The following is a 21,100-nucleotide window of genomic DNA, read 5'->3' as shown; positions in this document are numbered from 1 at the left end:
GTCTCCCGGTGCGATCACGTGCCGGGGTACCTCTTCGCCCACCTGCCCTGCTTCAGCGGTGAGGCGCGGTTGAAGTGCTCGTAGGCGTCCGTGGCGAGGTTCTCCACGAGGTGGCGCAGTTCCAGCCGCTCCAGCCACGCCGCGGGCAGGCCGGGAATGCCGGCGCGGGCGCCGACCAGCGCACCCGCCAGCGCCCCGGTGAGCGCGCTGCGCCCGGAGTGGTTGACCGCGCGCAGCAGCGCCACCCGGGGCCGGTTCTCACACCCGCCGACCGCCGCGAACGTCTGGCGCAGCACCGTCGCGGTGTCGCGTCCCGCGCCGAACTCCTCGGGATCGCGGGCGTCCAGCAGACCGAACTTGGCGTAGTCCGGGAACGCCGCCGCCACGTCCGCACCCTCGACGCGCACGTCGCGGGCCGTCATCCACAGCGGTGTCCGGTTGTTCTCGTCGGCCAGGACGTGCTGGAAGAGCCCGGTCAGGTACTCGACGAGGGTGGTGTCCGCGTCGGCCCGGTGGGTCACTCCGGCGATCACCCGCGCCGCTGCGCGCACGCCCCCGCTCACCCTGGTGCTGGCACCACCCTCGGTGAGGGCGGCGGGCAGGGCCGCGAGCAGCGCCGTGGCGCCGGAGCCGGTTCCACGCTCGCCTCGCACCAGCGCGCGGACCGCGGCCAGGTCGTCGGCGTCGGGCAGCCGGTCGGCGTGCAGGCCCGCCACGCGCACCAGCCACCCGTCGGCCTCGCGCGGAACCGGCTGGCCCTGCGTGTGCAGCCAGCGCAGCAGACCGCCCTCGACGGCGTCGGCGAGCAGCGCGGAGTCGGCCGGACTCTCGGTGTGACGGCTGCGGATCACGCCCTCGACGAGGAACATCAACCGCTGGGTCAGCGGGCCCAGCTCACCCGAGAGCAGGTCGCGGATCCCGCGAGGACCGAAGCGGGCGCGGATCTCGTCCAGACTCAGCGCGTCCACCGCCCGCCCCAGCGTCTCGCCCAGTGCGAAGCCGACGACGGCGCCCGTCACGCACCGGTAGCCGTACCGGACGCCCTTCGGCGCGCGCACGCAGTACTTGCCGAACGCGTCGACCTGGGGCGTGACACGACCGTCGTCGTCGTAGACCGGTCGGAGGCCGTTGGCGGCCAGGTCCGAGGGCCAGCGCCGCGGGTCCCCGGTCTCGTGGACCAACTGCTCCCACGAATTCCCGATCACGGTCCGGCGGACCTCGTCGTCGGTCAGCTCGAAGCCGTTCGTCCGGGCGTAGCGGGCCTCGTGCTCGGGCACCTCCGCCGGGGAGCGGAGGCCCAGCCGGGCCGTCATCTCCCGTGCCAGACGTGCGGGCTCCTCGCCGACCTCGAACCTGGACTCGATCACGTCGACGGGCGGACGCTGCCGGGGGAACCGCTCCAGCGCCGCCACGAGGTCGGCCGACGACACCTTCTGAATCGAGGCCGGACCGTAGAAGGCCAGCATCGTCGGTGTGGAGAACTCGGACACCAGGGTCGCGAGGTCGACCCGTCGCCACTGCGTCGTGTCCGGTGGCAGCTGCCGGGTGGACGAGTGCACCGGGTACCACTCCGCGTGTCGACGGCCCGTGATTCCGGTGAGGGGGAGGAGGACCTCCACCTGTGTCAGACCCGTGAGCAACCGCTCGTCGTCCAGCCAGCTCACCTCGGCGAACAGCAGCATCCACTCCAGCTCGTTGACCGGGTGCTCCAGGCCCATGCGCAGCGGACCGGTGCGGTAGCGGTGGTTGACCCGTTCCTCGTCGGTCCGCGTGCCGTCGGGGGCGATCCACGTCCAGCCGCCGACGGCCATGTCCGGCACCCCGAGATGGCCCAGGCCGGACTCGGCGACCTCGGGGTCGACCAACTCCGCCCAGTGGCCCTGGCCCGGCGTCCGCGCTGGCACGCTCACGCCGCCGGGGCGCGGGCTCGCCTCCCGCAACTGCCCGTCCGGCTCGCGCACGATCAGCCGGGGCGGCGGGAAGATCTCCTTGCCCGCGTCGCCGCCGTCCAGGTACGCCACCGAGTTGTAGGGCACGGACCAGCCCTCGGGAACGCGGCGCACCTTCGCGTGGTCCACGCGCAGACCCGACACGCGTGATCCGTGCACAGCGCGCAGCCACGCCTCGACCTTGGCCACCGCCTCTGCGGTCTCCACTCGGCTCAATCCTCTTCCGTTGTCAGAACTTCGGTCTGACGATGATCGTCGGCGGTTCTCCTGCCGCCCTGCGGGCAGCTTCTTCTTCCCACATCCGGAAGGTGCGTCGGCGGATCGACCTGATCAGCGCGCGTTCTTCTGGGGTGAACGCCTTGCGGCCTTCGCGTTCTTTCTGTTCGTACATGGCGTCGATGGTCTCGTAGAGCGCGAAGACCGGACCGTCGCCGCGCAGTTCTCCGCGAATTTCTTCGGTCGTCCAGACGAACTCTTCTTCGTTCAGCGACGAGATCTCGCTCGTGGACGTTGCTCCGAGGATCTCGGGGATGGGGCGGTTGTTCGGCTCGAATTCGCCGGTGTCGAGTTTCAGTCTGTAACCGGTTCGTTCGCCGTCGGCGTTGGTCTTGATCATGTACGTCGACTTGTAGTACTCGTAGTAGGCTGGATTTTGCGCCATCACCGACCGCCGCTCCTGGTGGTTCCCCGCCCCTTTTTGAAAGCTGTGTCGAACAACGCCTTCTGTCTTTCTGAGATCGAACTGCTCAATGCTCGCTCTTCCGCTGTCATCGTGCGGCCCTCTTTCTCGGCCAGGGCGTCGAAGTCCCTGCGCACTTCGTACAACACGTGCTCGAAGTTCGCCACCTCGTCGATCGCCGTGAGGTGCAGGCGGAGTTCAGCGACGTGGAACGTTCCATCGTCGAGTTCCAAGCGGACGTTGAGCTGGAGATCACGGTAACCGCTGCCCTGCGGTCCCAAGAAGCGATCCTTGAACTTCACGATGCTAGTACGGGCGTCGTCCTCCTGAAGTTTGCTCAACAACACGCCCAAGCCCTTGTAAGCATCCGCCACAGTGCGGTACTGGATCTTCGAGCCGACCAGGTCGGTGAGCTTGTAAGCTTTGTTTTCGTACTCGTTGATCTTGTCTCTGGCGCGGGCTCTGCTCTTCTCGGTCTTGCGAGACGAGGCGTCGCCTCCAGTCGCTCTGGCGACCGCGTCGGCCAAGGCGTGCAACTGTCCCTGCTTGAGCGACCAGTTGTGGTAGAGCCCGTCGAGGTACTGCTCCCGGTAAGCGTCGTCGTCCTTCTTCGATTCGTCGAAGCCGGGCTGCTGTCTGTGCGAGGCGGGGTTGTCCCTCGCGATGTCACTTGCGAGAGCTGACAGTGCGGCCTGTTCCGGGGTGAGGAGTGCCGGTGCGGGGTCGGGCTCGGCCTCGTACTGCTCCGCGAGGGCCTCCGGGCCGTCCTCGTGGTGTTGGACCTCGTGGACGCACTCCTCCAGCACCGCGATCGCCTGCGGGTGCCTCAGCAGGTTCGCGAGGGTTTCTGGCCTCGCCAGCAGCGAGTTCTCCAGGAACGGCACGTCGCGCAGCAGGGCAGCCAACTCCGGGTGGCGCGGCAGCAGGGCGGCGATGGCCTCGCCGATGTGCAACTGCTGGCCGTCGACGGTGATCCGCGCGTCCGGGAGGCGGTGGCTCGTCGCGTCGGCCACGCGCAGGGCGTTCTGGACGCGTGGCTCCTGGAGGTAGCGGTTGATCTCCTCGCGGGTCGGCGGCGGGAGGTCGTCGCCTCGTGGTGGGGTGTCCGCCGCGCCGTAGCCGGAGTCGCTCGTGGTCGTGCGGTCCACCGTGGACCGTTCGGTGTCCGGGCGCGTGCTGTGGCGCTCGGCCACATCGGCGAGGTCGTAGGGCAGCAGGTCCAGCTTCGCCGGGGGGTGCGGCAGGCGCATCAGGGAGTTGGTCTGCGGGTCCACGAACGCCACGCCCTCGCGGGTGTGCACCACCTCCGCCACGTGCCCGTACTCGACGCCGTCCGGTCCGAGGTGCTTCACGGCGATCACGGCGCGCGAGTCCACCGGCAGGTCGCGCATCGCGCGGATGACGCTGTCGTAGTCGGCGTGCGACTGCCAGTCGCCGCCCAGGTGGTCCCGGACGTGGTCGAGCGTGCCCGCGGACTCCACGTCCTCGGGGTGCAGCGGTCCGGCCTCGGTGTCGATGCCCGCTCGCCGCAGCGCGCTCGCCACGACACCGCGCGTGCAGTTGGTCTGATAGCCCCGCTCGTAGGCGTCCACGTCGTGGAAGCGCGGGTTGACCCCCGCCACGTGCGGGTGACGTTCGGCGACGTACCCGGCCGACTGGTGGGCGTTGGCGGTGTCCGCGTGGATCGCGGGTTCTGCGGGTGGGTTGGTCGCGCGCGACAGGGGTGACCAGTCGTGGCCGCCGGTGGTGCCGCTGTCGATCGGGTCGCCGTCGAGCAGCGCGTCCGCACCCGCGTAGCCGCCGAGCAGCGCGACGACCCTGCTGCGTTCTGGCGCGGCGGGCTCGGGCGCGTCGGACGAGCCGCCGCCCAACCGCTCCTGCGTCGTCTTCCTGAGCAGGTCTTCGAAGGTGTCCCTGTTGGCGTTGTTGGTGGCACGCCGGTCGGCGATCTCCCGCTCGGCCGCTGCCCGGTCGAGGTAGCGGGGATCGCCGGGCAGGACCTCCTCGACCCGGACGATCGTCTTCTGCTTGACGACGCCACCGCGCTCGACCTCGACGACCTCCTTGGCGTGGGTGTACCACTGGGTGCCCGGCTTGGAGACGGCTTCGCGCTCGCCGTCGGTCTGCGACAGCTCGTGGATGTCGCGAGCCGTCTTGGCCTGGACGTGGATCTCGACGTCCTCGCCGAACTTGGACACGAAGTCCGGCGACTCCCTGATCGAGGCGCTGACGATCGTGGGCTCGACGGTCGTGCGGCCGGGCACGTACTGGTCCGCGACGAGTTCGGCCAGGACCCGGTTGCCCCTGACGTCGATGCCCCGCACCAGTTCCGCTTCCAGCGGCGCGAGCTCGTTCACGGCCGAGACCATCGCCCGCACCTGGAGCCGTGCGCGTTCGAAGGCGGCCCGTCCGCCCTCGGGGCCCAGGCGCTGTGCGGTGTTGGCCGAGTCGAACACGTCGTGGCCGGTGTAGGCGTACAGCGCGAACGCGCCCTCGTCGGACAGTCCCGACAGCGATGCGGCGGCGTCCCGTCTGGCGAGCGCGGCGTCCCTCAGCGCGGTGCGGCGGGCGTCGCCGGTGATACCGGCGGCGAGTGCGGCGTTGTCGGCCGCGGTGGCCCGGTGCTCCGGGTCGAAGAGGTGCTCCTCGCCGAGATCGTCTCGACCGGACGGGGGTGCGTCGTCCGGCTCCGTGGTGGGAGTCGGCCGGCCGACCGGCGTCGGTTCGGGGCTGCGTGGCGCTTCCGGTGCCGCGGGCGGCTCGGGAGCCGGAGCGGGTTCCGGGGTGCGGCGAGCTTGCGGTGGGGCGACCGGCTCTGGCGTGTCGAGCACTCCGAACTGCCTGGCGGGGGACGCCGGTGGGCGCGGTGGCACCGGACCGGGTGAACTCGGCGGTGGCGGGCCCTGCGGCCGGGGCGCGTTCGGCGGCGGGAAGCCGCGGGGAGGCACGGGTCGTCCCGGCGGCGGTGGCCCCTGCGGGCGCGGGCCGTTCGGCGCGTAGCCCTGCGGCGGCACCGGTGCACGACCGGCGGGCGGGTGGTGCGCGGGCGGCGGCCCGGCGGGCGGCATCGGCCCACGTGGCGGGAGCCCGCCCGGTGCTGGCGTGGGGCGCGGCGGTGTCGGACGGCCACCCGGCGGTGGGTTCTGCGGGCCGCGCTGCGGTGGTGGGAGCGGACCGCGTGGTGGCGGTGCGCCCTGCGGGCCGTGGAAGAAGGGGGACGGAGGCGTCCCGCCCTGCTGAGGCCCGGCCACCGGTCGTGGAGGCCCGCTCTGCTGCTGCGGTGGGGCGGGCGGGCCGTCGAAGCGTGGCGCGAACGGCTGTCCCGTCGTCCCGGTGGCGGAGACGCCGCCGGGCGGCGGCGGGCCCTGCTGGTGTCCGGAGTACCCCGGCTGCGGACCGAAGCCGCCGGGAGGAGTCGGACCGAACCCGCTCGGTGCGGGTGCCCTCCCGTACCCGCCGGAGGACGAGCTCTGACCCGGTCCGCTGGTCGGGGTGGCCGTGGCGGGGCTGGAACCGCTGGTCGGCGCGGGGGTGGTGTGGCCGGTGCCGCTGGCCGACGGGCTGGCCTGGCCGCTTGCGGTGGACGTCGGCGAGCCGGGGTGGGACGCGGTGGCCGGTGCGGCGGCGGTGTTGCCCGTCGTGTGGCTCGCGACGCCGGTCGGTGCGGGTGACGCCTGGCCGGGGCCGGACGTGAGCGGGGGAAGGCCCGCGCCGCGCGGTGACGCGGGCCCCGGCGCGGAGTGCGCGGCACCGCTGGCCGGCGGCGGCGAGCCGTGGCCGGTGGGCGTCGCGCCCCCGGCTGGCGCCGTGCCACCGGGAGACGTCCAGCCCTGCTGGGCCGGGGTGGAGGCGGAGACGGGGCTGCCGGTCTGGCCGCTCGCCGTGGCGCTGTCCGCCCGGTCCGCCGGAAGCGTCGGCGACACCCCGGAGGCCCTGGTGGCCGCCTCCCCGCCCGGTGGGTCCGCCGCGCCGCCGGGCCGGGGGACGTCCGGGGCGTCGGTGGAGTCCGACGCGGACTGCTGGCCCGCGTCCGCGACGGGCTGCGCGGCGGAGTCGCCCCGGGAGCTGCTCGGTCCGGGACGGGAGGTGTCCGGCGTCTCGACGTCCAGGTCCCGGATCGTGCCGAGCGAGTCCGTCGTCCCGCCGACACCCCGGTCGACGGCGCCGCTGGACGTGCCCATCAGCACGTCCTTCGCCGACAGCTCGTCCAGGTTCCCGGTGACGGCCGCTTCGCCGACGGTGGTGACCGCGCCCTCCACCGCGCCGCGGGTCGCCCCGCGCACGGCGCCGTCGAGGACCTCGCCACCGACGCTGTCCGACAGCCCCCTGGTCGCGCCCCTCGGCACGGCGTTCGACGCCGCGCCGACCACTCCCTCCACCGCGCCGCCGACGGCGGCGTCCCCGGTCTTGCTCAGGTCCCACGACCTGCGGTCCCCGCTGGCCATCTGGAGACCCTGGATCCCGGCGTCGAGAGCCACGCCGGTGGCCACGTTCGTCGCGACCTCGCGCAGCACCCGCTGCAACACCTGCTGCGCGACCTTCGTGAAGCCCTGCTGCGCCAGCTTCTGCAGCAGCTGCCGGAAGATCATCTGCACGGCCACGCGCGTCGCGATCTGCGCGGGCACGATGCCCGCCGTCGACGCGCCGAACGTCACCGCAGCGGAGGCGATCATGGCCGCGATCGAGATGGCGAGCACGATGAGCGACGCGATGATCAGGTACTTCGTGTACTCGACGTCGAGCGCGGTCGCGTCGCACGAGTCGCCCAGCGCCCGGCAGGCCTCGACGATCGACGTGAAGTAGGCGTCGTCGCCCTCGACGTACTTCTTCCACACCTCCTCGAACGCCTCGGCGCCGTCTCCCGTCCAGCCGTCGAGGATCGACCTCGCGCCGCCGTCCGCGGTCGAGCTGACGCCGGGAACGGCGTCGGCCGCGCGGTGCCAGGCGTCGCGCAGGTCGCGGAGCTTGTCCTCGTCGCCCTCGGGCCAGCTCTCGCCGACCACGATCGGCAGCAGCCACTTGACCTCGTCGGGTATCTCCATGCCCACTGAGCGCTACCCCCGCCACGCCGTCTGCGGCCTCGGACCGGTCTGCACCGCGGCTCAGCTCCCGCGCTGCACGGTGCTGGCGCCGGTGCCGTCGACCGTCCGGTAGGTCGTCATCGCGTCGACCACGTTCCCCTGCAACCCGCGCAGTCCCTCCACCAGCGAGGTGAACGCGCGCACCGCGCCCTCGGCTCCGGGCACGTAGTCCTCGGCGAACTTCTGGCCCGACTCGTCACCGCCCCAGCACGCGCCGGCGGCGGCGAGAGCGTCGGTGAGCGCCGTGCCCACGGACTCCAACCGGTCCGCGGCCGAACCGAGTTCGGCCGCTGCCCCGGACACCGCGCCGGGGTCGACGCGGAAGCCTCCCGCCGTCATCAGTAGCTCTCCCTGAGCCAGGTGCCGGGCTGCTCGTCGTCATCGGGCGCGGGACGCTTGCGGGCCGGAGGCGGTGGTGGCGGTGGTGCCGGTCGCGCGGCCAGCAGGCTCCGGTCCTCGAAGGACTCGTCCTCGGGAGCGACGGGACGCGGCGCGGGCGCGTCGGTCCGGGGGAGCAGCGCGGACAGCGACGGCGCGTCCTCGACCAGGTCGGGCAGGTCCGGCAGGCCCTCGGTGAGCGGTGACATCAGATCCGCGACCTGCTGCTCGACCCGGCTCGCGCCCTCGCGTGCGATCTGGAGCACCGACCTGGCCAGCGCCTCCGGCGTGGACCGCTCGAACGAGGACGGTGCGAACTCCAGGTGCGTCAGCACTCCGCCGGAGTCGACGGTCGCCCGGACCAGGCCGTCCTTCGACGTGAGCGAAGCCGTGGTGCGCGCGGCTGCCTCCTGCGCGTCGCGCAGCATCTCGGTCTGCCGGGTGAAGGTGTCCAGCAGGCTGCTGACCTGCTCCTTCATCGCGGCGTTCCGGGCTTCGAGGCGCGCTCGATCATCGCCAGACATCGCCAGGTTCCCCCCTGATCGCGTGTGGTCCACCGAACCCTATCGGCTCGCCCCGACACGACGGTGACGTTCCGGTGGTTTCCGGTCACGGACGGGGGTCGACGGGGCGCCCGGTGGCGTCGCCGAGCCCGGAACGCGTTTCGGCCCCGTCGACGTGATCGACGAGGCCGTGGTGTGTCTCGCTTCGCGGTTCAGTCCGGCGCGGTGGCCTGGTCGGGGACGTTCGGGTGCTGAGCGGCTTGCAGTTCCGCGTTGATGCGGAGGGCCTCGTTGAGCTGGTCCTCCAGGATGATGATGCGGCACGCGGCGTCCACCGCGGTGCCCTGGTCCACCAGTTCCCGCGCTCGCGCGGCCAGCCGCAGCTGGTAGCGCGAGTAGCGGCGGTGCCCGCCGGCCGAGCGCTGGGGAACGATCAGCTTCGCGGTGTCCAGGCTGCGCAGGAACACCTGCGTCACACCGAGGATCTCCGCAGCGCGCCCCATGCTGTAGGCGGGGTAGTCGTCGTCGTCGAGTTTGACGTCGTGTCTGGTCGACACGACGTCCGGTGTCGGAGTGCTCGCTCGTGGGTGCATGAAACCTTCCGGAACGCGACAAGGGGGCCCCGGCGCAATTGTGCGCCGGGGCCCCGAGGGGGTCAACACCATCTACCGACTCTGTCGGCTTCTTTTGTTCGCGTCAGTCGCCCTGTCGAATGGGGGACGCGAGGATCGCTTGTGCGTGACCGTAGACCACCGTCCAATCTGTGGAACTGCGGCACCCGAGAGAGTGTGGAACACGTCTTCCCGGGCGATCCGATGGCGCTCAACTCTCCCTTCATCTCCTGCTTGAACTGGTAACACTTCACTTGCTGGTACTGCTGCTCCACTACCTACTGCTGAACTTCACTTGCTGGTACTTCGTCTTGCTGGACTTGCTGGTACTGCTTCACTTCGCTTGCCAGTACTGCACCTGCTGGTACTGCTGAACTGTACTTACCGGTTCTGTTTCACTGCACTTGCCGATACTGCTGGTGGATCACTTTCTGGTACTGCACCTGCTGTTGTACTTACCTCTTGCGAACTACCTCTTGTACTGCCTACTGCACTTCCACACTCTGTTCGGCGGCCCCTCGGCCGCCCGGTAGCTGGTCGTCTGCCAGGACCCCTTCCACTGTCTCGGCCCCGGCACGTCCGGCCCCTACCGTTCACTCACCCGGCGCAGTTCGTCCTCTGCCCGACTTCATGGACTGTTCTTGTTCGACGAGAGGAACACTACACACCCGAACGCCAGATGTCTACACCGGTGGGTGCAGATTTTTTGCGACACCCGGTTCAGGGGTGCCGACCAGCGATGACGTCGTCGGCTCTCCCCCGGCGGAGTGAGGGCGCGAGCCGCGTCCGAACGGCTCAGCGACCTGCTCGGCTCGAAGCGCGCGTTCCCCGCCGGAGGCCGCCGTGTCGCAGGAGGTTCCGGTCACGCGGCACGGCGGCCCGAACGAAGCCGGCCCGCGACGCAGGGGCGTCGCGGGCCGGCGGAGTGGCACGGGATCAGGCGCGCATCACCGTGGCGATCGGGATCTTGGCCGCCCGCACGGCCGGGACCAGGCCGCCCAGCACGCCGGCCACCAGACCGGCGATCACCCCCGCCACGCCGGCCTGCCAGGGGAACACGATGTCCTGGAGGAACGGTTCGCGGCTGCCCAGCACGGCGCCGGCGAGGTGGAGGCCGACCACGGCGGCGCCGATGGCGGCCGCGGCCGTGATGAGGCCCGTCAGCAGCGTCTCGGCGAGCACGATGCCCGCGAGGAGCAACCGGGGCGTGCCGACGGCGCGGCGCAGCGCGAACTCCTCGATGCGCTCGCCGACGGTCGCCAGACCCACGTTGAGGATGCCCGCGACGCCGATCAGCAGCACCATCGCCGCCAGGGCCAGGAAGATCCAGCGCATCAGCGAGAGCTGGCTCTCCATGCTGCTGCGGGAGTCGACCAGTCGCGTGTACATCTGGTTGACGTCCGCGCCCGCCGCGCTGAACCTGGCGCGCATGGTCTGCTCGATCTCGTGCGCGCTCGGCGCCAGCAGGACCTCCATGCCGCCGTACCGGCCGCTGTCGCCGGTCGTCGTCGGCGGCATCCAGTTCGCCATCTCGTCGATCCGCACGTACGCGGCCGGGCCGTACCCGCCGTCGTCGACGACGCCGACGATCAGCGGCGTCGGGTTGGCGGTCGCGCCCTCCACCCGCATCTCGGCGGGCACCCGGTGGGTCGCGAACCCCTCGGCCGCCTGCTTGTTCAGCACGAGCCGGGGAGCCATCGACGGCGCCCCGTCGAAGTCCAGCCACTGCCCGGAGCTGGGGCGGTACGGCTTGAACGTCGTGACGTCGCCGGTGAGCATCGTGAGCTGGAGCTCGATGGCCTGTCCGCTGGGAGCGTTCGCGTTGGGATCGTTCTCCGGGCGGCACCCGGTCTGGTCGCAGACCATCGACCCGCCACCGCCGTAGGAACCGGGCTGGTCCAGCGGTGCGCCACCGGGGTTGATCGGCTTCACGCCCGGCTCGCCGATGATCGCCGAGGTGCTGCTCGCCGCCACCGCGTCGCTGCGGCCCCGGAGCAGTTCCAGGGTGATGCCGCTGACGGAGTCGTGCTGCGGCAGGTACATCAGCCGCGTCCCGTCGACGCCGTTCTGCAGCTCCACGTCGGCCAGCAGCGCGCGCTCGGCGATCACCGAACCCGCCTGGACGGCCACGACGGCGAGCACGCCGGTGAAGAGGCTGATCATCGACAGGAACGTGCGCAGCTTGCGCGCGCGGATGCCCTGCCCGCCGATGACGAGGGACGACCGGAACCGTCCTGAGGTGCGGATCACAGCAGCGCCCCCCTGTGCGTCTCGCTGAGCACGCCGCCGTCCAGGCGCACCGTGCGGCCCATCCGGGCGGCGTGCTCCTGGTCGTGGGTGACGAGCACGAGGCCGCAACCGCGCTGGGTGGTCTCCAGCAGCACGTCGACGACGAGCCGGCCGGTCTCGGTGTCGAGCGCGCCGGTGGGCTCGTCGGCCAGCAGGATGCGCGGTTCGCGCACCAGCGCGCGGGCGATGGCGACGCGCTGCTGCTCGCCGCCGGACATGCGCGGCGGCCGCTGCTTGGCCAGGTGGGCGATGCCGACCCGCTCCAGCGCGGTCATGACCTTGGCCCTGCGCTTGCGACGCGGCAGCCAGCCCTGGCCGTTCACCAGTGCCATCGCGACGTTCTGCGCGGCGGTGAGGTGCTTGAGCAGGAAGAACCGCTGGAACACGAAGCCGAACTCGGCGCTGCGCAGCGCCGCCGCCCTGCGCTCGGGAAGCCGGGTGATGTCCTGCTCCGCCAACAGGTACTGGCCCTCGTCGGCGCGGTCGAACAGCCCGATCAGGCTCAGCAGCGTGCTCTTGCCCGAGCCCGATCGGCCGAGGATGGCCACGCTCTCTCCACTGTGGACGGTGAGGTCCACGTCGGTCAGGACGTTGCGCGGCTCACCCTGACCCCGCAGCGTCTTGGTGATCCCGCTGAGGTGGATCAGGCGTTCCGGCGCCCGCACCGGTTCCACCCGCACGGTGGGCGCGTCGACGGTCACCGCTGCCCCGCGCCGGAGATCGGGCCGTCCTGCGGGGACGCGGTGCCCGGCGGCAGGTCGGGGCCGGGCACGGCGAGCTTCTCGTTCCCGGTCAGCCCCGACCTGATCTCGACGACCTTGCCGTCGGTGAGGCCGAGCTCGACGTCCGTGGTCTTCCGCGAGCCGTCGGTGGCCAGCACGTCGACCCGGCCGCGGCCCTGGGAGCCCGCGACCGCCTCGACCGGCACCACCAGGACGTTCTTGGCCTCCGCGGTCACCAGGTCCAGCGCGGCCGAGGCGCCGTTGATGAGCTTGACGTCCGCCGGTGCCGTGCAGACGACGCGCAGTCCGCTGGACGCGGTCGGCTCGCCCGCGGGCTTCCGCTGGTCGGGCTGCCGCTGCTCGGGCTGCCGCTGTTCGGGCTGCTGCTCGCCGGCGGTCTTCGCCTCGTCGTCGGCCGGAGCCTCCGGTGCGGGCGCGACGGTCCCCGCGGGCAGCGCGGCGATCGTGCCGAGCACCGCGCACGGGAACGGGCCCGGTCCGTTCTTGATCTGCGCCTGCACCGAGGCGAGCGCGTCGGAGACCTTGTACGCCTGCTCGTCGTCGATCTGGGCGACGATGGCGTAACCGCCGTGCTTGGCCGACGCGATGGGCATCCCGGCGGTGACGTCCGCCCTGTCGTCCACCAGCCGAGCGGCGAAGGTCGCTCCGGCCGGGACGTCCACGCGGGTCGGCCGACCGGCGGCCCAGATGTTCGCGACCCCGGTCGGAACGGTCGGAGTGCCCTTGACGTCGGCGATCTCCAGGTAGCGGACCTCACCGTCCACGGGGGACACGACGCCGAAGACCGGGTTCATCTCGACCTTGCCGGTGAGGCTGATCCGGTTGGTCAGGTCCTGCCGGGTCGGCTCGGCGGTGGTCATGGTCGTTCCGCGTGGTGCCAGCTCGGGATTCTGCGCCGCTGAGCCGGACGACGTGCACGCGGTGGCCGTCACCGCCACGAGTCCGAGCGCGCTGAAGAGGATGTGCTTGCGCACCATGTGCCCCCATGGTTGGGATCGTTACCGATCATCACGACGTTCGCCGCACGCTTCGGTTGCACCGGGGCGGCGAGTTCCAGACTCTCGGGCGGGGGCTGTGGGCGCATCGGCCGTTCGGCCGAGACGGGTCGAGCGCGAGGCCGATACGGGGGAGGGGTGCGTCAGCGGAAGGACGAACACCCGGAAATGCCCGAAGGCCCCGCTCGACTAGAGCGGGGCCTTCGTCACTGAGAAGTCCGTCAGATGACGGTCACAGCGGTGGCCTGCGGGCCCTTCGCGCCCTGACCGACTTCGTACTGCACGCGCTGGTTCTCCTCCAGGCTGCGGAAGCCGCCACTCTGGATCTCCGAGTAGTGCACGAACACGTCAGCGCTGCCGTCCTCCGGAGCGATGAAGCCGAAGCCCTTCTCGGAGTTGAACCACTTCACGGTGCCTTGAGCCATGTCTGTCTCCTCGACAGGTACAAAATCCGGTCACCACTCTTGCGATGACCGAGGTCGGCTCGAGACGAGGAGACCTCCGGAGTGAACCGGGAGGTACATCCACGCTCGAAGCGGTTTCGCGAGCGTGGATGGTTACACGAACACAAAACTTGACGACCAACGACAGTCAACCACACATCTGGGCCGTTGCCCAGTTCACCTACGCTTCCGGGTGTGCCGGAACCGTCTCGGGTGGAGGATCGCGTGGCCGACGTGGTGATCGTCGTCGGCATCGGAGCGGACGGCTGGGAAGGGCTTTCGCCGACGTCGCGGCGGGCGCTGCTGTCCGCCGAGGTGATCATGGGCGGAGCCCGCCAGCTCGATCTCCTGCCCGACGAGAGTTCAGCCGAACGGGTGGCGTGGCCGTCGCCCCTGCTGCCCGCGCTGCCCGGCCTGCTCGACGCCTGCCGCGGACGCGCCGTCAGCGTCCTGGCCAGCGGCGATCCCCTCTTCCACGGCATCGGCGGCACCCTCGTCCGGTTGCTCGGCGCGGACCGCGTGCGCGTCCTGCCGCACCCCTCGTCGGTCTCCCTCGCGTGCGCGGCGATGGGGTGGACCGCGGACTCCGTCGAGGTCGTCAGCGCGGTCGGCCGACCCGTGTCCGCGGTGGCCGCCGCGGTGCAACCGGGACGCCGCGTGCTGGTGCTCAGCGCCGACGGCGACACCCCCGCACTGGTCGCGCGCCTGCTCGTGGAGAGCGGCTGGGGTGCGAGCGAGGTCACTGTCCTGGAGGAGCTCGGCGGTCCCGGCGAGCGCCGCACGAGCACTCTCGCGTCCGGTTGGAGCGGTTCAGCGGGCCCGCTGAACGTCGTCGCGGTCGAGTGCAGGGGCGGCCCGCTGCTGCCGCGCGTGCCCGGCCTGCCCGACGAGGTCTTCGCCAACGACGGCCAGCTCACCAAGCGCGAGGTGCGCGCCATCGCGCTGTCGCGCCTGGCCCCGGTGCCGGGACAGCTGCTGTGGGACGTCGGCGGCGGCGCGGGCAGCGTCGCGGTGGAGTGGGCGCGCACCCACCCGTCGTGCCGGGCCACCGCCGTCGAGCAGCACGCCGAGCGGGCCGAGCGGATCACGCGCAACGCGCACGCGCTGGGGGTGCCGGGGGTGCGGGTGGTGGTGGGGACCGCGCCGGACGCCCTGGCCGGACTGGAGCCGCCGGACGCGGTGTTCGTCGGCGGCGGCGTCACAGCGCCGGGGCTCGTGCAGCGCTGCTGGGACGCGCTGAAGCCCGGTGGACGGCTGGTCGTCAACGCCGTGACGCTGGAGTCGGAGGTGGTGGTCGCCGAGGGCCACCGGCGTCTGGGCGGCGACCTGGTGCGGGTGGCCGTGCAGCGGGCGTCGCCGGTGGGCGGCTTCACCGGGTGGCGACCGGCCATGCCCGTGACCACGTGGACAGCGATCAAGGAGACCTCATGACCGTGCACTTCATCGGCGCGGGACCGGGTGCGGCCGACCTCGTCACCGTTCGCGGTCAGCGCGTGCTCGCGGCATCACCGGTGTGCCTGTACGCGGGCGCGCTGGTGCCCGTGGAGCTGCTGGAGAGCTGCCCGCCCGGCGCGCGCCTGGTGGACACGGCCGACCTGGACCTCGACCAGATCACCGCCGAACTCGTCGCGGCGCACGAGCGCGGCCAGGACGTGGCCCGGCTGCACTCCGGCGACCCGTCGGTGTTCAGCGCCGTGGCCGAGCAGATGCGCCGCCTGGACGCCGCGGGCGTGCCCTACGACGTGGTGCCGGGGGTGCCCGCGTTCGCCGCCGCGGCCGCGGCGCTCAAGCGCGAGCTGACCGTGCCGGGCGTGGGGCAGACCGTGGTGCTGACCCGCACGTCCGCCCGCGCCACGCCGATGCCACCGGGCGAGGACCTGCGGACGCTGAGCCGCAGCCGGTCGACGATGGTGCTGCACCTGGCCGTGCAGCGGATCACCGAGGTCGTGGCGGAGCTGCTGCCCGGCTACGGACCGGACTGCCCGGTGGCCGTGGTGGCGCGGGCGAGCCGCGAGGACGAGCTGATCCTGCGCGGCACCCTGTCCGACATCGCCGAGCAGGTCGAGTCGGCCGGGGTGAAGCGCACGGCGGTGATCGTCGTCGGCGACGTCCTCACGGCGCACGACTTCCCCGACAGCCACCTCTACTCCACGGCCCGCTGCCGCGCCTGACCCCTCAGGCGCGGCCGACGATCACACCGGCCCGGTCGATCACGACCACGTCCACGGCCACCGGCGCCTCCCGGAGCACGCCGACGGCGGTGTCGCGCGCCCGTGCGGCGATCAGGTCGCCCAGCGGCAGCGCCGCCTCCTGGCACAGGTGCAGCGCGCCCAGCGCGGTGTTCGCGCCGCGCACGGCCTCCACCAGCTCCGGCGTGCCACCGGCGTCCCGCACGATCGCCGCCAGCAGGTCGTGGTTCACCTGCGAGCGGCCCGAGTGCAGGTCGAGGTGGCCGTCGGCGAGCTTGGACAGCTTGCCGATGCCACCGGCGATCGTCAGCCTCGGCACGGGGTGGCGGCGCAGGTACTTCAGCACCGCGCCCGCGAAGTCGCCCATGTCGAGCAGGGCGTCCTCCGGCAGGCCGTGCAGCGCGGCGGCCACCTGCTCCGACGTGCTGCCCGTGCACCCGGCCACGTGCTGGCGGCCCGCCGCCCGCGCCACGTCCACGCCGCGCCGGATGCTGTCGATCCACGCCGAGCACGAGTACGGCACGACGATGCCCGTCGTGCCCAGGACGGACAGTCCGCCCAGGATGCCCAGCCGCGGGTTCCACGTGCTGCGCGCGATCTCCTCGCCGTTCTCGACGGAGATCTCCACCACCACGTCGCCGCTGCCGCCGTGCTCCGCCGCCACGCGTCCGACGTGCTCGCGCATCATCCGCCGCGGCACCGGGTTGATCGCCGGTTCGCCCACCGGCAGCGGCAGCCCCGGCTTCGTGACGGTGCCCACGCCCGGTCCGGCGCGGAACACCACGCCGGTGCCGGGCTCGCCGTGCCGCACGGTCGAGGAGATCAGCGCGCCGTGCGTGACGTCGGGGTCGTCGCCCGCGTCCTTCACCACCGACGCGCGCGCCCAGCCGTCGCCGGACTCCTCGCGGGCCAGCGCGAACGCCGGGGTCTGCCCCCTCGGCAGCAGGATCTCCACCGGGTCGGGGAACGAGCCGGTGAGCAGCGCCGTGCACGCGGCCGTGGTCGCGGCGGTGGCGCACGCTCCCGTGGTCCACCCGTGGCGCAGCGCGGTGCTCATGCCGTCAGGATGCAGCAGTGCAGAACACCGTGCTGGTACTGGGTGGGACCGGCGAGGCCAGACGCCTGGCGGCGCGGCTCGCCCCGCTGCGGGAGGCCGGGACGCGGGTCGTGTCCTCGCTCGCCGGCCGGGTCGCCGATCCGCTGCTGCCCGAGGGCGAGGTGCGCGTCGGCGGCTTCGGGGGCGTGGACGGCCTGGCCGGGTGGCTGCTGGCGAACGACGTGACCGCTGTGGTCGACGCCACCCACCCGTTCGCCTCGACCGTGAGCGGGAACGCCGCGCGCGCCACCGCCCGGCTCGGCCTGCCGCTGCTGGTGCTGCGGCGACCAGGCTGGCGCGAGGAGCCGGGCGACCGGTGGACGTGGGTCGGCTCGCTGCCCGAGGCCGCCGCGGCGCTGCCCGGACTCGGCGAGCGGGTGTTCCTCACCACCGGCCGCGGCGACGTCGCCGTGTTCGCCGACTCGCCGCTGTGGTTCCTCGCTCGCAGCGTCGACGCGCCGGAACCGCCCGTGCCGCGACGCTTCCACGTGGTGCTGGACCGCGGACCGTTTACCGTGGACGGTGAGCTGGCGCTGCTGCGCGAGCACGCGATCGACGTCGTGGTCACGAAGGACAGCGGCGGCGCGATGACGGCCGCGAAGCTCACCGCGGCACGTCACCTCGGCCTGCCCGTCGTGATCGTGCGCCGCCCGCCCCTCCCGGACGGGGCCGACGTCGTGGAGACCGTCGACGAGGTGGTGCGGCGGCTCATCCCGGATAGCGGCGGGGCGTGAACACCACGCCGCTGTCCGTGACCCTGGTCTGCGTCGAGCCGATCAGCAGCAGGCAGCGCATGTCCACCGCGGACGCGTCGAGGTCGGCCAGGCGCACCACGCGCACCGACTCCTCCGGTCCGCCCACGTCGCGGCCCACGACGACCGGCGTGTCCGGCGAGCGGTGCGCCAGCAGCACGTCGCGCATCGCGTCGACCTGCCACGTGCGGCTGCGCGACGCCGGGTTGTAGATCGCGAGCACCAGGTCGGCCCCGGCGGCGGCGTCCAGCCGGCGGGCGACGACGTCCCACGGCTTGAGCCGGTCGGACAGCGACACCACGGCGTAGTCGTGCCCCAGCGGTGCGCCGACCCGGCTGGCCACGGCGTGCGCGGCGGTGAGACCGGGCAGCACGCGCACCGGCACCCCGGCGAACTGCTCCTCCGCCGCCACCTCCAGCACGGCGCTGGCCATCGCGAACACCCCCGGATCACCGGAGGACACGACGGCGACGCGCGATCCGCGCTTGGCGAGGTCGAGCGCGAACGCGGCGCGCTCGGCCTCCACCCTGTTGTCCGAGGCGTGCCTGCGCTGCCGGGGGTTCGGCGCGACCCGCGCGAGGTAGGTCGTGTAGCCCACCAGCTCGTCCGCGCTCGCCAGCGCCTCCTGCGCCTCCGGCGTCAGCCACTCGCGCCCGGCCGGGCCGAGGCCGACGACGACGACCTCGCCGCCCGCGCCGTTCTCGCGCGCGGACAGCTCGGTGGGCCGTTCCCGCGAGTGCACGCGGCTCGGCAGCAGCGCGAGGGAGAAGTACGGCACGGTCGCGGGGTCCACGTCGGCCAGCGGGAGCGTGCGCTGCCCGTCGGTCGTGGCGCGCTCCACGTACCACGCCTCGTCGAGCCGCCCGGCCTTCTCCAGCGCGTCGCGGACGCCGCCGAAGGTGCGGCCCAGCTTCAGCACGGCGGCGGAGTCCGTCGCGGCGAGCCGGTCCGCCAGCACCGCGGGGTCCAGCGTGCCGGGCAGCACGGTCAGCACCTCGTCGCGCTCCACCAGGGGACGGCCCAGCTCGGCCGCGGCGGCGCTCACCGACGTCACCCCCGGCACGACCTGCGTGGGGTAGCGGTGCGCCAGCCGCTTGTGCAGGTGCATGTAGGAGCCGTAGAAGAACGGGTCGCCCTCGGCGAGCACCACGACGTCGCGGCCCGCGTCGAGGTGCGCGGCCAGCCGGGCCGCGCACGCCTCGTAGAACTCGTCGATCGCGCCCTGGTAGCCGCCGGGGTGCGTCGAGGTCTCGGTGGTGACCGGGTAGACCAGCTGCTCCTCGATCTGGTCGCCCCGCAGGTGCGGCGCGGCGATCGACCGGGCGATGCTGCGGCCGTGCCGCGCGCTGTGGAAGGCGATCACGTCGGCCGACGAGACGAGCCGGGCCGCCTTCACGGTCATCAGCTCGGGGTCGCCGGGGCCCAGCCCCACACCGAAGAGGCGGCCTGTCGGGGTGCTCATTCTTCCTCGCTCGCAATCGCGTTGACGGCGCCCGCGGTCATGGCGCTCCCGCCACGACGACCGCGCACGACCAGGTACTCCAGGCCGAGGTCGTTGTCCGCCAGCGCGTCCTTCGACTCGGCCGCGCCGATGAAGCCGACCGGCACGCCCAGCACCGCGGCGGGCTTCGGCGCGCCCGCGGCGATCATGTCGAGCAGGTGGAACAGCGCCGTGGGCGCGTTGCCGATCGCGACCACGGCCCCGTCGAGCCGGTCGCGCCACAGCTCCAGCGCGGCGGCGCTGCGCGTGTTCTGCATCCGTGCGGCCAGTTCCGGCACCCGCGGGTCGCGCAGCGTGCAGATCACCTCGTTGTCCGCGGGCAGCCGCGTGCGCGTGACACCGGCGGCGACCATGTTGGCGTCGCACAGGATCGGCGCTCCGGCCAGCAGCGCCGCGCGCGCCGACGCCACCACGCCGGGCGAGTGCGCGACGTCGTCGACGAGGTCGACCATCCCGCAGGCGTGGATCATGCGGACCACGACCCGCGCCACGTCGGCGGGGAAGCGGCCCAGGTCGGCCTCGGCGCGGATCGTCGCGAACGACCGGCGGTAGATCTCCGCACCGTCGGTGATGTAGCTGGTCACTGGTCCCTCCGCACGTCGTAGCCGTCGCCGGTCGCGACGACGTCCACCACGGGCCCGGTGGGGCGTCCGCAGCGGCGTTCGCAGCCCGCCCAGTGGACGGGGAGGTCGTCGGTCCGCGACCCGGCGCGCACCCAGCGGGCGGCGTCGCCGCGCACGTCCGAGAGCGACTTGGCGCAGCCGGGGCGGCCGGTGCAGGCGGTGACGCCGTGCCACGGCGACGCGGGATCGGTGACGAGGTCGCCGAGGCGCAGCGCCTCGCGGTCGCCGCCGGGCACCACGACGCTGCGCCACGGCGTGAGCCGCACGGTCGTGCCCAGCGCGGCCAGGGCGTGCGCGGCGCGCTGGTCCAGGCGGCCCAGCGGCACGCCGACGACGAGCAGGTCGCCGTGCCGGCCGGGCGCGGGCGGGGGCGCGGGGGGAAGGGCGAGGCGCTCGCGTCCCGGAACGCCGAGGCGCTCGGTGATCGCGGTGGTCCCGTCCTGGAGCTCGGCCAGGCGCCACGCCGAGCCGCGCAGCTCGGCGAACGCCCGCGCCGCGGCGATCACCGTCGCGGGTCCGTCGGCGACGCGCAGGCCCGTGTCCCGGCCCGCGAGCAGCAGGGCGTCCGCGGTGGCGCCGACGCGGTGCAGCCCCACGTCGCCGCGCAGCCCGCTCACGTCGCCCGTGCCGTCGTCGACGGTGATCAGGAAGCGGCCGGGCAGTCCGGCCAGCACGGGATCGGCGCGCAGCCGCCGGTCGATCTCGTCCACGGTCCGCTGCGTGTCGCCCAGCGGCGAGGCGATGACGTTGCGCACGCGCTCGTGCTCCAGCGAGGGCAGCAGCCCGGCGTCCGCGAGCCGCCGAGCGAGCGGGAACTGCGCCCCGTCCGCGAGCCCGCGGATCTGCGCGTTGGCCCGCGACGTCAGCTCGATCGAACCGTCGCCCAGCTCCGCGGCCGCCGTGATCAACGCTCTGAACTGGTCGTTCGTCAGGGTTCCGCCGGGCACGCGCACGCGCGCGAGACCCCCGTCGGCCGCCGGGTGCACGTCCAGCGCGCCGGGACAGGCGTCCGGGCGCGTGCGTCGCACGGAAGCGTCGGCTGGCACCCGGCGGATGCTACGCGGCGGCTTGTTGCGCTGCCGACGACTGTCGGTAGGGTCACCCGCGAACGACGTCGCAGCGAGGAAGCCGGTGGGAGTCCGGCGCGGTCCCGCCACTGTGACCGGGGAGCCGACCCCAGACGAGGCCACTGTCCGACCCGGACGGGAAGGCCGGGGAAGGCGGCGATCCGGGAGCCAGGACACTCCGCGACGCCGTGTCCTACGGCT

16 protein-coding genes, 1 pseudogene and 1 riboswitch are annotated in these 21,100 nt (G+C 72.9%); of the genes and pseudogenes, 3 read left to right on the top strand and 14 right to left on the bottom strand.

The genetic code is table 11. The features are described 5' to 3' along the window. Positions 1 to 14 precede the first annotated feature (14 nt). From IMZ35_RS19490 to IMZ35_RS19445, 10 genes and pseudogenes are all read right to left on the bottom strand, one after another. On the bottom strand, positions 15 to 2,156 hold the full coding sequence (locus IMZ35_RS19490) for an ADP-ribosylglycohydrolase family protein (RefSeq protein ID WP_199442540.1): 2,142 nt from the start codon (positions 2,154 to 2,156) through the stop codon (positions 15 to 17). Between the two features lie 22 nt (positions 2,157 to 2,178). Continuing rightward, positions 2,179 to 2,565: a hypothetical protein gene (locus tag IMZ35_RS19485; RefSeq protein WP_229372538.1), complete on the bottom strand. Its 387-nt coding sequence runs from the start codon at positions 2,563 to 2,565 to the stop codon at positions 2,179 to 2,181. 1,334 nt (positions 2,566 to 3,899) lie between these two features. Continuing rightward, a pseudogene (locus tag IMZ35_RS32385) lies at positions 3,900 to 7,670 on the bottom strand (WXG100-like domain-containing protein); the annotation flags it as partial. Positions 7,671 to 7,730: 60 nt separating this feature from the next. Beyond that, on the bottom strand, positions 7,731 to 8,048 hold the full coding sequence (locus tag IMZ35_RS19475) for a WXG100 family type VII secretion target (protein ID WP_199442538.1): 318 nt from the start codon (positions 8,046 to 8,048) through the stop codon (positions 7,731 to 7,733). Then, positions 8,048 to 8,611, bottom strand: coding sequence for a YbaB/EbfC family nucleoid-associated protein (locus tag IMZ35_RS19470; protein WP_307868407.1), 564 nt, complete (start codon positions 8,609 to 8,611; stop codon positions 8,048 to 8,050). Before IMZ35_RS19470 ends, IMZ35_RS19475 begins: the two co-directional genes overlap by 1 nt. A 191-nt stretch (positions 8,612 to 8,802) precedes the next feature. Next, the gene (locus tag IMZ35_RS19465) at positions 8,803 to 9,183 is read right to left on the bottom strand and encodes a MerR family transcriptional regulator (protein WP_199442537.1); all 381 of its coding nucleotides are present in this window, start codon (positions 9,181 to 9,183) and stop codon (positions 8,803 to 8,805) included. A 954-nt stretch (positions 9,184 to 10,137) separates the two neighbouring features. Next, positions 10,138 to 11,451, bottom strand: coding sequence for an ABC transporter permease (locus tag IMZ35_RS19460; protein WP_229372536.1), 1,314 nt, complete (start codon positions 11,449 to 11,451; stop codon positions 10,138 to 10,140). After that, complete coding sequence (locus tag IMZ35_RS19455) at positions 11,448 to 12,191, bottom strand: ABC transporter ATP-binding protein (protein ID WP_307868405.1); 744 nt, start codon at positions 12,189 to 12,191, stop codon at positions 11,448 to 11,450. The genes IMZ35_RS19460 and IMZ35_RS19455 overlap by 4 nt, the downstream gene beginning before the upstream one ends. Continuing rightward, the gene (locus tag IMZ35_RS19450; protein WP_199442536.1) at positions 12,188 to 13,210 is read right to left on the bottom strand and encodes an efflux RND transporter periplasmic adaptor subunit; all 1,023 of its coding nucleotides are present in this window, start codon (positions 13,208 to 13,210) and stop codon (positions 12,188 to 12,190) included. The genes IMZ35_RS19455 and IMZ35_RS19450 overlap by 4 nt, the downstream gene beginning before the upstream one ends. A 239-nt stretch (positions 13,211 to 13,449) precedes the next feature. After that, on the bottom strand, positions 13,450 to 13,653 hold the full coding sequence (locus tag IMZ35_RS19445) for a cold-shock protein (protein WP_199442535.1): 204 nt from the start codon (positions 13,651 to 13,653) through the stop codon (positions 13,450 to 13,452). A 252-nt stretch (positions 13,654 to 13,905) separates the two neighbouring features. Here IMZ35_RS19445 and cbiE point away from each other — a divergent pair, with 252 nt between their 5' ends. Then, the gene (gene cbiE / locus IMZ35_RS19440) at positions 13,906 to 15,102 is read left to right on the top strand and encodes a precorrin-6y C5,15-methyltransferase (decarboxylating) subunit CbiE (RefSeq protein ID WP_307868433.1); all 1,197 of its coding nucleotides are present in this window, start codon (positions 13,906 to 13,908) and stop codon (positions 15,100 to 15,102) included. Further along, positions 15,099 to 15,842 carry a precorrin-4 C(11)-methyltransferase gene (cobM, locus tag IMZ35_RS19435; RefSeq protein WP_199442534.1) on the top strand — a complete coding sequence of 248 codons (744 nt, stop codon included), beginning with the start codon at positions 15,099 to 15,101 and terminating at the stop codon, positions 15,840 to 15,842. Before cbiE ends, cobM begins: the two co-directional genes overlap by 4 nt. Before the next feature lie 4 nt (positions 15,843 to 15,846). On the opposite strand, the gene IMZ35_RS19430 is transcribed toward cobM, so the two are convergent. Next, positions 15,847 to 16,917 (bottom strand): cobalt-precorrin-5B (C(1))-methyltransferase, encoded by a 1,071-nt coding sequence (locus tag IMZ35_RS19430; RefSeq protein WP_199442533.1) that lies wholly within the window; start codon positions 16,915 to 16,917, stop codon positions 15,847 to 15,849. A gap of 17 nt (positions 16,918 to 16,934) precedes the next feature. On the opposite strand from IMZ35_RS19430, the gene IMZ35_RS19425 reads away from it, so the two are divergent. Then, the gene (locus tag IMZ35_RS19425) at positions 16,935 to 17,690 is read left to right on the top strand and encodes a cobalt-precorrin-6A reductase (protein ID WP_199442532.1); all 756 of its coding nucleotides are present in this window, start codon (positions 16,935 to 16,937) and stop codon (positions 17,688 to 17,690) included. On the opposite strand, the gene IMZ35_RS19420 is transcribed toward IMZ35_RS19425, so the two are convergent. From IMZ35_RS19420 to IMZ35_RS19410, 3 genes are read right to left on the bottom strand one after another with little or no spacing between them, the layout of a single operon-like run. Further along, a complete protein-coding gene (locus IMZ35_RS19420; protein WP_199442531.1) occupies positions 17,665 to 19,170 on the bottom strand; it encodes a precorrin-2 C(20)-methyltransferase in 1,506 nt (501 codons plus the stop codon). The genes IMZ35_RS19425 and IMZ35_RS19420 overlap by 26 nt on opposite strands. Further along, a complete protein-coding gene (locus IMZ35_RS19415) occupies positions 19,167 to 19,793 on the bottom strand; it encodes a precorrin-8X methylmutase (RefSeq protein ID WP_199442530.1) in 627 nt (208 codons plus the stop codon). Before IMZ35_RS19415 ends, IMZ35_RS19420 begins: the two co-directional genes overlap by 4 nt. Continuing rightward, positions 19,790 to 20,878 carry a ferredoxin-like domain-containing protein gene (locus IMZ35_RS19410; RefSeq protein ID WP_307868402.1) on the bottom strand — a complete coding sequence of 363 codons (1,089 nt, stop codon included), beginning with the start codon at positions 20,876 to 20,878 and terminating at the stop codon, positions 19,790 to 19,792. Before IMZ35_RS19410 ends, IMZ35_RS19415 begins: the two co-directional genes overlap by 4 nt. A gap of 76 nt (positions 20,879 to 20,954) precedes the next feature. Continuing rightward, a riboswitch (cobalamin riboswitch) is annotated at positions 20,955 to 21,077 on the top strand. The last annotated feature ends 23 nt before the right edge of the window (positions 21,078 to 21,100 follow it).

Source organism: Umezawaea beigongshangensis, assembly GCF_016464305.1.
Taxonomy (GTDB): Bacteria; Actinomycetota; Actinomycetes; order Mycobacteriales; family Pseudonocardiaceae; genus Umezawaea_A; species Umezawaea_A beigongshangensis.
This window is presented reverse-complemented; position numbering and strand designations above follow the sequence as displayed.

Excerpts from the sequence above, each read along its gene's own strand:
- IMZ35_RS19485 (WP_229372538.1), bottom strand. The coding sequence starts at position 2,565 with ATGATCAAGACCAACGCCGACGGCGAACGAACCGGTTACAGACTGAAA.
- IMZ35_RS19475 (WP_199442538.1), bottom strand. The coding sequence starts at position 8,048 with ATGACGGCGGGAGGCTTCCGCGTCGACCCCGGCGCGGTGTCCGGGGCA.
- IMZ35_RS19470 (WP_307868407.1), bottom strand. The coding sequence starts at position 8,611 with ATGTCTGGCGATGATCGAGCGCGCCTCGAAGCCCGGAACGCCGCGATG.
- IMZ35_RS19465 (WP_199442537.1), bottom strand. The coding sequence starts at position 9,183 with ATGCACCCACGAGCGAGCACTCCGACACCGGACGTCGTGTCGACCAGA.
- IMZ35_RS19450 (WP_199442536.1), bottom strand. The coding sequence starts at position 13,210 with ATGGTGCGCAAGCACATCCTCTTCAGCGCGCTCGGACTCGTGGCGGTG.
- IMZ35_RS19445 (WP_199442535.1), bottom strand. The coding sequence starts at position 13,653 with ATGGCTCAAGGCACCGTGAAGTGGTTCAACTCCGAGAAGGGCTTCGGC.
- cobM (WP_199442534.1), top strand. The coding sequence starts at position 15,099 with ATGACCGTGCACTTCATCGGCGCGGGACCGGGTGCGGCCGACCTCGTC.
- IMZ35_RS19430 (WP_199442533.1), bottom strand. The coding sequence starts at position 16,917 with ATGAGCACCGCGCTGCGCCACGGGTGGACCACGGGAGCGTGCGCCACC.
- IMZ35_RS19420 (WP_199442531.1), bottom strand. The coding sequence starts at position 19,170 with ATGAGCACCCCGACAGGCCGCCTCTTCGGTGTGGGGCTGGGCCCCGGC.